The sequence below is a fragment of the Spirosoma horti genome (assembly GCF_054776595.1).
The window spans coordinates 314,154-327,624 of the sequence record NZ_BAAHBQ010000002.1; the positions used below are offsets into that span (position 1 = coordinate 314,154).

The 13,471-nt window shown below is 50.3% G+C and carries 6 protein-coding genes; 3 read left to right on the plus strand and 3 right to left on the minus strand.

Annotated elements, in window-relative coordinates:
• The first annotated feature begins 31 nt into the window (after positions 1-31).
• Entirely contained in the window at positions 32-1,033 is a 1,002-nt protein-coding gene (locus ACYVAM_RS05335; RefSeq protein ID WP_461064675.1) for an FAD:protein FMN transferase, read from the plus strand.
• A gap of 8 nt (positions 1,034-1,041) precedes the next feature.
• Here the strand turns inward: ACYVAM_RS05335 and ACYVAM_RS05340 are convergent, their stop codons facing one another.
• Positions 1,042-2,397 carry a Gfo/Idh/MocA family protein gene (locus ACYVAM_RS05340; protein WP_461064677.1) on the minus strand — a complete coding sequence of 452 codons (1,356 nt, stop codon included), beginning with the start codon at positions 2,395-2,397 and terminating at the stop codon, positions 1,042-1,044.
• Between the two features lie 213 nt (positions 2,398-2,610).
• Between ACYVAM_RS05340 and ACYVAM_RS05345 the strand changes: the two genes are divergently transcribed.
• Together ACYVAM_RS05345 and ACYVAM_RS05350 are read left to right on the plus strand one after the other, a co-directional pair.
• Positions 2,611-5,628: a TonB-dependent receptor gene (locus tag ACYVAM_RS05345; protein ID WP_461064679.1), complete on the plus strand. Its 3,018-nt coding sequence runs from the start codon at positions 2,611-2,613 to the stop codon at positions 5,626-5,628.
• Between the two features lie 211 nt (positions 5,629-5,839).
• Positions 5,840-7,213 carry an APC family permease gene (locus ACYVAM_RS05350; protein ID WP_461064681.1) on the plus strand — a complete coding sequence of 458 codons (1,374 nt, stop codon included), beginning with the start codon at positions 5,840-5,842 and terminating at the stop codon, positions 7,211-7,213.
• A gap of 33 nt (positions 7,214-7,246) precedes the next feature.
• Here the strand turns inward: ACYVAM_RS05350 and ACYVAM_RS05355 are convergent, their stop codons facing one another.
• Positions 7,247-9,832, minus strand: coding sequence for a GEVED domain-containing protein (locus tag ACYVAM_RS05355; protein WP_461064683.1), 2,586 nt, complete (start codon positions 9,830-9,832; stop codon positions 7,247-7,249).
• 192 nt (positions 9,833-10,024) lie between these two features.
• The gene (locus tag ACYVAM_RS05360) at positions 10,025-12,988 is read right to left on the minus strand and encodes an FAD-binding and (Fe-S)-binding domain-containing protein (RefSeq protein ID WP_461064685.1); all 2,964 of its coding nucleotides are present in this window, start codon (positions 12,986-12,988) and stop codon (positions 10,025-10,027) included.
• Positions 12,989-13,471: the final 483 nt, after the last annotated feature.

Consider the following 13,471-nt stretch of genomic DNA (forward strand, 5'->3'; position numbering starts at 1 on the left):
GACGGCCTGCTAACTTATTTTGAACGTCCGTTTGTCTTTACGATTCCTGACCAGCTTGCTCGTTGTAGGTAGCCTACTGCCGGGAGTGGTCCTTGCACAACCCGGCTTGTCCCGTTTTTCGTTCCGACGGGGACTGATGGGCACACAGTTCAATGTCATTTTTTACGCACCGGATAGCCTGACGGCCAGACATGCTTATGCCGCTGTTGACGCCCGGATGGACTCGCTCAACCAAATTATGAGCGATTACCTGGACGGTTCCGAAATTAATGAATTGTCAAAAACGGCTGGCTCCGGGAAGTGGGTACCCGTATCGGTCGATCTATTTGCTGTGTTGCAAAAAGCAAAAATGGGTGCCAGTCGCTCCAATGGACGTTTTGATCCAACCCTTGGTCCCCTAACCTTGCTGTGGCGACGGGCCGTTCGGCGGAAGGAGTTTCCAACAAACAGGGAACGGCACCAGGCCAGACAGGCGGTCGGGTATCGGTTGATGGACCTGGATAGTACCACGCGCTCTGTTCGGTTGCGTCGGGCGGGCATGCGGCTGGATGTGGGTGGTATAGGTCAGGGATATGCTATCGACGAAGCCTTAAAACTCATAGCCACATTTGGGGTCCGATCTGCCCTAATTGACATTGGTGGAGATATTTTGGTCAGTGATGCGCCCCCGGGTAGCCAGGGTTGGCGGGTAAGCATTGGTTCGGGCAGATCGGATGACGCCGATACGGCGACGATCTACCTGAAAAATGCGGCCATTACAACCTCGGGAGATACTTACCGTTTTCTGGAACGCAAAGGTCGGCGGTATTCGCACATTATGGACCCGCGTTCGGGCTTAGGGCTTCGGCACTTTGTTCGGGCCACGGTGCTGGCGCCCGATGGTTACCGAGCCGATGCCTTAACAAAAGTATTTAGTGTGGCAGGCCTTCGCAAAAGCCGTCGGTTGTTAACGCGTTTTCCGGGTGTGAAGCTGCTAATTCTGGAAAACAAACGGGGCCGATTGCGAAAATGGCAATCGGCCCCGTTCCCGTAAGTTCACTATTACACCGTTACTGTTTTTCCGGGCACGGCAATTGGGTACAATCCATTGGCATCGGGGACGCTTTTCGGCATGGCGTCCCAGGCAAGTTTGTCCGGGAAAAGGTCGATTTGCGAATTGAGGGCTTCATCCCACTTGACGACTTTGCCGGAATAGGTAGCCATACGGCCCATAATGGCGGTCATCGTGCTCTTGGCTACGCGTTCGGCATCAGCGAACTTGTATTGGCCTTTAGCAATCGCGTCGAACAGTTCGTCGTGCTCAATTTGGTACGGGTTACCGTCGTTTTTGGCATTATGGCTGTAAATAGGCTGACCATTGTAGCCCAAGAGGGCACTGGTTTTCTTTTCGATGCCTTCCACCTTTCCTTTGGTTCCCAGGAACATTTCGTCTACCCGGCTGTAGGTTCCTTCGTAGTGGCGGCACTGGCTATTGATGGTCGTACCATCGGCATAAACGAAATCGACGATGTGGTGATCGAAGATCTCACCGTAATCCTTACCCGTCCGAACCTGCCGCCCCCCCGTTCCCTGACAGGAAACTGGATAACTGTTTTTTACCCAGTTGGCCACATCGATGTTGTGAACGTGCTGCTCATTGATGTGATCGCCACAGAGCCAGTTGAAATAATACCAGTTGCGCATCTGGTAGTCCATTTCGCTCTGGCCGGGTTTGCGAGGCTTCTGCCAAACGCCCCCACTGACCCAGTATACCTGTCCGCCTACGATATCGCCCAGCGCACCATCGTGAATGCGCTTGATCATCTCACGGTAGCTTGGCTGGTAGCGCCGTTGCAGGCCGACCACCACATTTAATTTTTTTCGTTTTGCTTCTTCTGCCGCTGCCAATACACGTCGAACACCCGGAGCATCGGTCGCTACGGGCTTCTCCATGAATACCTGTTTATTCTGGCGAACAGCTTCTTCGAAATGACTGGGCCGGAAACCCGGAGGTGTTGCCAGAATAACGACATCGGCCAGGGCCATTGCCTGCTTGTACGCATCGAACCCCACAAATTTATGGTCTTCCGGTATATCGACTTTAGGCGAACCATCGGCTGCTTTCAGTCCCCGTTCCGTCAATGCTTTGTAGGCATCATCCAACCGATCACGGAAGGCATCGGCCAACGCTACGATTTTGACATTTTGCTTCGTGTTCAGTGCCTGTTGAGCCGCGCCTGTGCCACGGCCTCCGCATCCGATCAGGGCTACTTTAATCGTATCGTTTACCGAAAAGTGGTAGCCTGGATTGCCAGCCGCTTTGGTTTGGAAAGGCAAACTGCCTAGCAGAGCACTTCCTGTTAACAGGCCGGATGCCTTAAGAAAGTCCCGGCGTGCCTGGTTCGATTCAGTTGTCATATATAGAAGAAATTTCAGTTGAGAAAGTTGTCTGATACAAAAGGAAATACGCGTTAAAATTTACTAATTGTTCAGCGTATGAGCGGTATAATTGCAGAGTGAAGCTGTTAATTTATTAATTACAAGAAAAAATAGAACAAAATGAAGACTTCTCTGTATGTTTAGCGCCTGAGACATTTTTGTAACCAAAGTTCCACTTATTACTCTACATCTATGAGGAAATTTATTACTTATTTGGCCTTTCTTATTCCGTTGTTCAGTGTCTTTAGCCTTGACGCTATTGCTCAGACCAGGGTTTCCGGGAAGATAACAGACGACGTAAAAAAAGAAGAATTAACCGGAATCAGTATTTCGGTAAAAGGCAAAGTCATCGGAACCATTACAGACCAGAAAGGTAACTTTTCGTTGACAACAACGACACCGACGCCCTTCACAATCGCGGTTTCGGCGGTGGGTTTCCAACCACAGGATTTTGTCATTAATGGCAACCGTACCGACCTGAATGTGAGCCTGAAAGAACAGATAACCATTGGGCAGGAGGTTGTTGTTTCGGCCTCACGGGTGGAAGAGAGCGTACTCAAATCGCCGGTGTCCGTTGAGCGGCTGGATATTCGCACGTTTCAGTCTACGCCAGCCGCTACCTTCTACGATGCGTTGCAGAACATTAAAGGAGTGGACATGAATACCCAAAGCCTAACGTTCAAATCAGTGAACGTGCGCGGGTTTGGCTCGAATGGTAATACGCGCGTGGTACAACTGCTCGATGGGATGGATAACCAGGCACCCGGTCTTAACTTCTCGGTAGGAAATATTGCCGGGGTGTCGGAGCTCGATCTGGAAAGTGTCGAACTCCTGCCGGGGGCGGCTTCGGCGCTGTATGGCCCGAATGCGATCAATGGCTTGCTGCTGATGAATTCAAAAAGCCCTTTCCTGTACCAGGGCTTGAGTGCCTACGTGAAAGGGGGCGTTATGAATGCCAGCAACCGGTCGACTGCTACAACGCCATTCTACGATGCCGCTTTTCGGTATGCCAAGGTATTTAACAATAAACTGGCGATTAAAGTAGGCGTTTCATACCTGTCGGCAAAAGACTGGCAGGCAACCGACTATCGGGACCAGGGTTTTTCGAACGGGTATAATCTTGAGACCGGCAATCGTGCTAACAATCCCGGTTATGATGGCATAAATATCTACGGCGATGCCAGTGCAAACCTGTACTCCAATCTATTAGGCAATGGCCAGCCTGGAACGGGAGCAAATGGGACATCCGCCATTCTGGGCGCTATTGCTACTACCCAGATTCCGCAGGCGGGTAATAGAACGTTACCCCAGCTGACGGGCCTGACTCCACAACAGATTTTCAATAACATTATCCCGAATCTGAACATTTCGCGGACAGGTTATCAGGAAAGCGATCTGGTCAATTACAACGCCACAAACCTGAAACTAAATGGCGCGTTGCACTATCGGCTAAATGACAATGTGGAAGCGATAGTTCAGGCCAACTGGGGCACCGGAACGACTGTTTATACGGGTGCTGACCGCTATTATATCAAAGGATTCAAATTGGGCCAGTATAAGCTTGAACTACGGGGCTCTAACTTCTTCGTTCGCGCCTACACCACGCAGGAGCGTTCGGGAGATGCCTATGCGACGGCCATTCTGGGGCAGGGTATCAATGAAGCCTGGAGTGGGAGCGCGGCCAAATGGTTTCCCACCTATTTCGGAACATACGCTCAATCGGCCTTACAGGGGTACGCTGGCGCTTACCTGACCGCGCTTGGGGCGGGACAGGCACCGGGCGCTGCTCTGTCGGCTGCACAAACCTACATAAGCAGTCAGCAAACGGCTTTGTTGAATCAGGCCCGCGGGGCTGCCGATCAGGGCAGGTTATTGCCGGGTTCGGCAGGCTTTCAGCAGGCTTTCGATGCTGTAACGGGAAAACCGATTCCGGGCGATGCAACGGGTGTTGGTGCCCGGTTCCTGGATAAAACCAATCTGTATCATGGCGAGGTGATGTACAATTTCACGAAATTGATCGACCCAAAAACGGTTGAGTTGATCGTGGGTGGAAACGTTCGTCGGTACGCGTTGAATTCGGAAGGTACGCTGTTTGCCCGTGACGAGAATGGGAAAGAGTTTACCATCGACGAATTTGGTGCGTATGCTCAGGCATCGAAAACCCTGGCTGATATTCTGAAACTGACCGGTTCGATTCGTTATGATAAGAACCAGAATTTCAAGGCACAGGTAAGCCCTCGTTTTTCGGCCGTCTTGACGGTTGCTAAAACGCACAACTTCCGGGCGTCTTTCCAGCGGGGTTTTCGCATACCCACCACGCAGGATCAGTACATCGACCTGAATACGCCCACGGCCCGGCTCATTGGTGGGCTGCCATTCCTGAAGGATAAATATAACTTCAACACGAATCCGACCTATACCCTTCAGTCTGTGCAGGCGTTTGGGGCGGCTTTGCAACAGGGCGGAGCCGCTGCTTTGCCGCAGGCACTTTCCCTGCTGCAAAAAACGCCCAACCTGGGCTATGATCCAGAACGCGTAGAAACGTATGAGGTTGGCTATAAGGGTCTTATTGGTAAACGATTATTTGTCGATGCCTATTATTATTACAACCGTTTCCTGAATTTCCTGGGTAGTCAGATTGTCGTGCAGGGAAAATCGCCGGTGTCATTGACGGATCCCGTCTCGGCGTTGCAATTGATCAGCGGATCAACTCGCTCGGTGTATTCATACCCAACCAACTCACCAACACAGTTGAAAAATGCGGGTTGGGCCATTGGTGCAGACTATGTGCTTCCGGGTAATTACATGGTCGGAGCCAACGTGTCGTCGAACTATTTAATCGATAAAGACAAGATCCCAACGGGCTTTGTCACGTTCTTCAATACGCCAAAGTATCGGTACAACCTGTCGTTCGGCAACCGGAATGTGCGCGGTACGGGTTTTGGTTTTAATGTGGTATATCGTCAGCAGGATTCGTTTCTGTGGGAGGGCAGCTTTGGCAATACAGAAGCCACGGCTCGCCAGCAGACAATTATCCCCTCTTATAGCACGCTCGATGCACAGGTCAGCAAGAAACTCACCGGCTTCAAGTCTATTCTTAAAGTGGGTGGTACCAACCTGACAGGTAAGCTGTATACCCAGGCCTGGGGAAATCCAAGCGTTGGCTCCATGTATTACATAAGCCTAACGTTCGATCAGTTGATGAACTAGGTAATCGGCCCAACTACTTTTTCAATGCCCTGCTTTTACGGAAAGCAGGGCATTTTTTTGTTCAAGGCAGGTCAGTGGTTTTCGAACTTTTAGCCGGTTTCTAGCCTTTCTCAAATAAATCAACACTCGCTCACGAATCCTGCCAGACACCGTTGTCTGGTTATCTGATTCGGTGTGGGGCAAGAACGAAAGCCTGTTATCCAGTACGCTATTGAGTAACGCTACTTCACCAGATCAACCGTCCGATGCCCCATCGGCTGCTTTGCCCCGCAACCTGACGCTTCTGCAAGGTACAGCGTTGAATATGATCGACATGGTCGGCATTGGGCCCTTTGTGGTGTTGCCCCTGGTGATCAAAACCCTGGGCGGTCCGCTTTTCATGTGGGCCTGGGTACTGGGTGCATTCGTCTCATTGATCGACGCCTTTGTCTGGGCCGAGTTGGGAGCCGCATTTCCACAAGCTGGAGGGAGCTATAATTTTCTGAAGATTTCCTACGGCGAACGGCGTTGGGGCCGGTTGTTGTCCTTTCTGTATGTCTGGCAAACGCTTATTCAGGCGCCATTGGTTATGGCCTCCGGCGCCATTGGTTTCGCACAATATGCATCGTACCTGATGCCCCTGGACGAATGGCAGCGCAAAGGGGTGTCGGGGGTGGTTGTTCTGATTATCATTGCCCTTTTGTACCGAAAGATCGATTCGATTGGTAAAATTGGTCTGATTATGTGGGGGGCCGTTCTCTTAACACTGGGCTGGATCATCATTGGCGGACTGACTAATGCTCGAATTCCACTGGCCGACACGTTCCAGTCAATTGGATCGGTGAGTGGTGGATTGCTGGCAGCGGGGCTGGGACAGGCATCTGTCAAAACGATTTACTGTTATCTGGGCTATTACAACGTTTGCCATCTGGGCGGTGAAATTCAGAAGCCCACCCGGAATATTCCGGCCAGTATGTTCATCTCGATCATCGGCATTGCGGGTCTATATCTGCTGATGAACCTGAGCGTTGTCAGTGTGGTACCCTGGCAGATTGCCCAAAATAGTAATTTTATCGTCAGCACCTTCGTCGAGACGCTTTATGGTCCCGGTGCCGCCAAACTTGCTACGATTCTGGTCCTGCTGGTGGCTTTTTCCTCCCTCTTTGCCGTTTTGCTCGGTTACTCACGCGTGCCGTATGCGGCTGCGGTGGATGGACAATTCTTCAAAGTTTTCGCCAAGCTTCACCCAACCCGGCATTTTCCGTATGTGTCGTTGCTGTTTCTGGGTGGGCTGGGCTTTGTGTTTAGTCTGCTATTCCGGCTGGGCGACGTTATTATGGCTATTCTTGCCATGCGGATCGTCATCCAGTTTGTTGGACAGGCCATTGGCCTGATGCTGCTTCATCGTCGGCGGGCTGTTTCTGAATTTCCGTTCCGAATGCCGCTTTATCCGCTCCCTGTACTACTGGCCATTGGGGTTTGGCTCTTTATCTTTTTCTCAACAGGCCTAACGTTCATGCTATCGGGGCTAACCGTCATTGGGTTAGGCATTGTCGCTTTTCTTATCTCTGCAGGCGTGCGAAAACAGTGGCCATTTGAGCGATAAGTGGCACTTTCTGTCTGACGTACCATGCTGGAATCAGGGTAACCCAACGCGCAAGTCGATCCAGGCAATGTCATCTTCACCGTTGACGTTATTGGCAGTTGGGGTCGAGGAGCCTGGTTTCGAGTCAGGATCAGCTACCGTCGATGACCAGATTTGCGCTACATTAGTTATGTAGCCTGTAGCACTGGTCAGGGCTCTAAAAACAACCTGTGTAGTTGCATTGGCAGCCAGCGAAGCAACCGTTCCTTCAATGATCGTGTAGCCCGCTCCAGTACTTACTACACTAAACACTGGCGATGAGCCGGTTAACGTCAATCCGCGTAAGGTATCACGGACAACAATGTTGGTAGCGGACAGGCCGCCTTCATTCCTGATACTGACGGTGAATGTAACGGACTGGCCCGCAATTGGTGTACGCAAATCGACCGCCATTGCCAGTGATAGGTCGGCTTTGTCTGGATCGGGAGCTGGCTGACTAGATGCAACGGCGGGTAAGGGAACCTGATTGGGGTTGGGCGAACTATACACGGTGCTGGTACTGGCTGCAGTGCGAATGTCGACCGAGGCTGCATCGTCCTGCCCGTCGCCAGTACCTGATCCGGGCTGGCTGTCGGGGTCGGGTAGACTGCTGGTCATAATTTGAGCCGCATTTACAAAGGTGCCTCCCCGGGTTGGAAAGAGATGATAAGCAAATGTAGCGGATTGGCCATTTGCCAGCGATAAGTTACTGCCGCTAACGGCCGTACCGGAATTGACGACATTCGCATCTCCACTGAAAAAGCTCATATTGGCCGGTAGCCGATTTTGCCAGCTAATACCCGTTGCGTCATCGGGGCCGGCGTTGCGGATAGTCAATGAGTAACTGACGAGTTGATTAGTTGCCAGCGTTCGGCTACTACTTTGCAGGGACAGACTAAGATCGGCCGACGGAGGAGTTGGGCTCACTACGTTTAGTGTATAGTCTTCGGCTTCCCCGTATGAATAGGTTCCGCAGGGAATGTTAGGAATGGTGGAATACGCAGTAATGGCCCGAATAGACAGCGCACCGGCCGATAAGCTGGCTGGCAGGGTAAGGCTACCCGTAAATTGCCCTGTCACGTAGGCAGACGTTTGAAACAGGCGCTCCCCCTGGGAGGCATCGAACGTTCCATCCCGGTTTAAGTCTGCCCAAATTGTTACGCCCTGGTCATAAAATGAGTAGAGGAAGGTGCCTGATATGGGATAAGACATACCGGCCAGGACGGTAGTCGATGTGCCAAAGGTTCCGTATCCATTGGGTGAACAGCCTGAGTTCTGGCTTAATGGCACATTATTCACCGTCATACTGGAAAACCCCACCGGATAATCACAGGCATAAGTAATGGACGGACGGCAGGCTGGCGTTTGGATGCTACTTACCTGACTTATTCCGGTTGTCGTTGAATTCGATGGTTTAACGCGGTAATAGTAGGTGATTACGGGAGCTGTTTTTGTGTCGGTAAACGTAGTCGTGTTGGGCCCAACGCCACCAACTGGCAAAAAGCCTGACGTAGGGGAGCGGGAACGTTCAATAAAGTAGCCCATTTCGTTGGTGCCATTGTCCTGCCAGGTCAATAAGACATTCCCATTGCTAATGGAGACCACCAGGTTCGTTGGCGCCGATACGGCTGTTGGCGGACAGTCTAACGAATAAGCCGTGTGTGTTTGGCGTAAGGCCAGCCCGGCCTGCATCCGTTCATACTGTCCTGCGGTAAAATCATGGGTACAGGGAAAATAATAGGACATAATGTTCGATATGGATGGGTCGTAAGCTTGCCCATTCGCGTCGCGGGCCGTACTACTCGGGTCATACTGCGGGCAATTGTTTACATAGGTAATATTCGCCCCATTAACATTATAAGGATCTGCGGGTGTATCGCATATGTAGTCACCTTCTATCGTGCAGTTGGCTCCGGGACCCCGCGTCACTAACTCGAAGGTGGTACCTGAACCTAACGTGCCATTGCCGGCACGCTCACCAAAGGTGTGAACAAGGTTAAAGTTATGGCCTAGTTCATGTGGAATGAGTCGATTGCCCATATCGTCTTCACCACCAGCTTCATTGAGGATAAACGAGTGAGTTGAGTATAGACCGTTAGCTGGGTAATAAGCATAGCCACCTGCACCTGATGCGAAGGAGTTGACGTAATACTGATTCATCGCATTCGTTACATCATGCCCTTGCGTTATAGCTGACTCATTATTGATATCGAAACTATTGTATTGCGTATCGTTATTGATGTAGTCCGGCGAAGTCCCACAGAAGTAGAACTGGATTCCGTAGCCATTCAACAAGTAGTAGCTATTTGTAACAGCTATGACCTGATTGAGGCTCGCCATTGACATGCCACCTGTGCCGTCGCTTCGCCGAAGAATGTGTGGTCGAATGGGTACATAGGTAATACTGGCGAATGCTGCATTCGAAGCGCGCTTCTGAGCCAGTGCCTGCGATGCCTGCAAGTTAAGTTCTTTCCGTTGCGCTGCTGTCAAATCGAAGGTAGCACAGAGCGGTAAGGTTGGATTTGTATGAACTGGCTGTTGAGCCAAAAGAATCGTTGGCAGCCACACCCACAAGAATAAAATTAGTACATACTTTCCCATAGACTAGTTTTTAGGGGAAAGTATGTACAAAAATTGTGCCTTTGTGTACTATTGATTATACCAGGATTACTGGTACTCTTCTTGGTTTAATTATTGGTGACAAAACTTTGGGTCTAATCAGGCTACACGCACGAAGTAAGGTCGTATAGGCTAGATAAAGCTGACTTTTAAGACAATCGGTTACACTATAGTTTACAAAAGTGCGTCAAATAAAATCTCGGCGGGGTGTTGTGATGTTCGATTTGTACCATCCTTGATCTGGTGGCGGCAGGAGGTGCCGGGGGCTGCAATAATCACGCCATCAGGCTGTTGGCGAACGGTCGGGAATAAAACAAGCTCCCCAACTTTCATAGAAACATCGTAATGTTCGGCTTCGTACCCAAACGAACCGGCCATACCGCAACAGCCCGATGGAATCAACTGCACGGTGTAATTTTTCGGTAATGACAACACTTTCTTGCCTGGCACCAAGGAAGAAACGGCTTTCTGCTGACAATGTCCATGTAATTTAATCAATCGGGTTTCGGTCGTGAACTGTTCCGGTTTAATGTGCCCGGCGTCGAGTTCCCGCGCTAAAAACTCCTCGAAGGTTAACGCATGTTCGGCAATACGTTTCGAGTCTGCTATCAGTGACTCATCGACCAGATCAGGATATTCATCCCGAAAAGTCAATATGGCTGATGGTTCCAAGCCAACCAGTGGTGTTTCGGCCGATACCACGTCTTTTAGCAAACGAACGTTCTTTTCGGCCAGTGTTTTGGCGTAGGTAAGCATCCCTTTCGATAAGGCTGCCCGTCCACTCTCGCCATGTTGCGGAATGATAACAGTATACCCCAATCGCTCAAATAGTTGAACGGCTTTTTGTCCCACTTCAACGTCATTGTAATTGGTAAACTCGTCGCAGAAAAGCAGGAGTGAGCGGCCGGATGACGTTGCTGTCCTGGTCTTCTGTGTTGTATGTCGATCAGAAAACCACTTTTTTAATGTTGTTTTACCCATCATGGGCATTGTCCTGTCGGGGTGAAAGCCGACCAGACGATTCGCCATGCGCCGGAGCGAAGGCGTGCCCAGAACGCCATTCCAGGCCCAGGGTGCCATAGATGCCAGGCTGGACAGGCGGGCAAAGTTGGCAATCAGCCGCGACCGGATAGGAATACCATTCGACTCGTAATAATGCTGTAAAAACTCCGCCTTTAGTTTGGCCACGTCCACATTGGATGGACATTCATTTTTGCACCCTTTACACGACAGACAAAGGTCATACGTTGCTTTTATTTCCTCGTGATCAAACCGGTTTTCCTTGGGTGAGCGGGTGAGCATTTCCCGCAGGATATTAGCCCGTGCCCGCGTCGTATCTTTCTCGTCGCGGGTCGCCATATAGCTTGGGCACATGGTTCCACCCGAAGCCTCCGTTTTCCGGCAATCGCCCGAGCCGTTGCACTGTTCAGCGTGCTGAAGAACATCCTGATCCTTATAACGGAAATACGTTTTGAAGGCGGGCGTTTGCTGACCAGCTTCATACCGAAGGAACGTATCCATGGGTGGCGTTTCGACAATTTTACCTGGATTGAAAATGCCCGCCGGGTCCCAGGTGTGCTTGAGTTGCCGCATCAATTCATAGTTGTGCGGGCCAACCATTTGCGGAATAAACTCGCCCCGAAGCCGCCCGTCGCCGTGCTCACCCGATAAGGACCCGTCGTATTTTTTTACCAGTGTGGCAATTTCTTCCGCAATCATCCGGTATTGCCGGTGCCCTTCTTCTGTTTTAAGATTAATGATAGGCCGCAAATGTAACTCGCCCGAACCCGCGTGGGCATAATGCACCGCGTGCATGTGGTGCTTCGTCAGAATTTCGTTGAAATCGCGGATATAGTCGGGTAGATCATGCACATCGACGGCTGTATCTTCAATGACCGCAACGGCTTTTTCATCGCCGGGCAGGTTACCTAACAGGCCCAGACCCGCCTTGCGGAGTGTCCATATTTTTTTGCTGTCCTCTCCGAACAATAAGGGATAATGATAGCCCATGTTTTGTGCCTGCATGTCGGCGATCATCCTGGACGAGAGCTGCTCAATTTCGGCCCGTGTCTCGCGTGAGAGGTCAACGACCAGAATAATCGGAAAATGGTCGGTGGGCGTTTTCTGAACGAAGAAGCTGTTTTTTCGTTGTTCCGGGTTGGTATCGGCCCGCTCCAGAATAATATCGTCAATTAACTCAACCGCATACGGCTTGTATTTCAACGCGATCAGCGTAGCGCGCAGAGCCTCGTCGATGGAATGGCAGTGAACACAAACCAGCCCGCTTTCCTTGGGGGGGAGGGGAACGATGTTCAACTTTATTTCGGTCAGAAAACACAAGGTTCCTTCTGAACCGGCAATCAGTTTGGCCATGTTGAACATCTCGCCTTCCGGGGCGAATGGCTGCATGTCGAGCAAAACATCCAGCGCATACCCGGTATTGCGTCGTTCAATGGTTTTCTTGGGGAAATTCCGCCGGATTTCCTCCTGATTAGTAACATCGGATAAAATGGCGTTTGCCTTCAGAAGGATCTTATCCGCCAGCGTGGCCGATCCATTTTTACGGCTTGCTTCTCCCACCCGTTTAGTGAAGTCCCAGCCATTGACCGGTCCAAATTCAGCCTCCGATCCATCGGCCAGCAACGCCTTTACCGATAGGGTATGTTCTCGGGTATCCCGATACACGACCGAGTTTGAGCCGCACGAGTTGTTGCCCACCATACCACCAATCATCGCCCGGTTCGCCGTCGACGTTTCGGGTCCGAAATAGAGGCCGTATGGTTTAAGAAACTGGTTCAACTCATCCCGGATAACACCCGGTTGTACGCGCACCCACCGCTCTTCGGGATTGACCTCCAGTATTTTGGTGAAATGCTTCGATACGTCGACAACAATACCGCTACCGACTACCTGTCCGGCCAGCGAGGTTCCCGCTGTACGGGGAATCAGGGCTGTTTTATGGGCATTGGCGAAGGCGATCAGTGTCTTAAGATCGTCAACTGTTTTAGGAATAGCAACCGCGGTTGGCATCTCCCGATAAGCCGATGCATCCGTTGCATACAGGGTTCGATACGTCGTATCGTCGAAGAGATCACCGGTTAACTGGTTGGCTAGATGTTTAAGGAGGTCCGCACTCATAGAAACACACAAACTGCCTATTGGCTAATAGGCAATGAAATAGTTAGGCAAAAGTAGGTGTAATTACCACATTTTTTTGAGTTGATAGAGTAAAAAATGGGCATAGGGTGTTTACTTGTAAAATTATAATTAAGCGTCATTGATTTATATTATAACGTGTTGATCATTAGACCGTAATAAAATATAATGTACTATTAAAAAGTGGAATTGTCTAAACAGGCTGATTTATTTTAACAATTATTGTGATACGATTTTGCCAGGAATTACTCGAATTTTAACCGCATCGTATTTGTATTTTCATCTTATCCTGATGTAATTCGCCAAATGGTTCGGTTTTTATTCAATAAATTCTCGCCAAGTTGATAGAATTCAAGCTCGTAGACACATATCTTATGTTTAAGTGCGTATCTGTAAACAAACGAGAATGAAGGGATAATTTTTAACCAAACGAATAATCAATATTTATTCATTTTTACTGCAAAC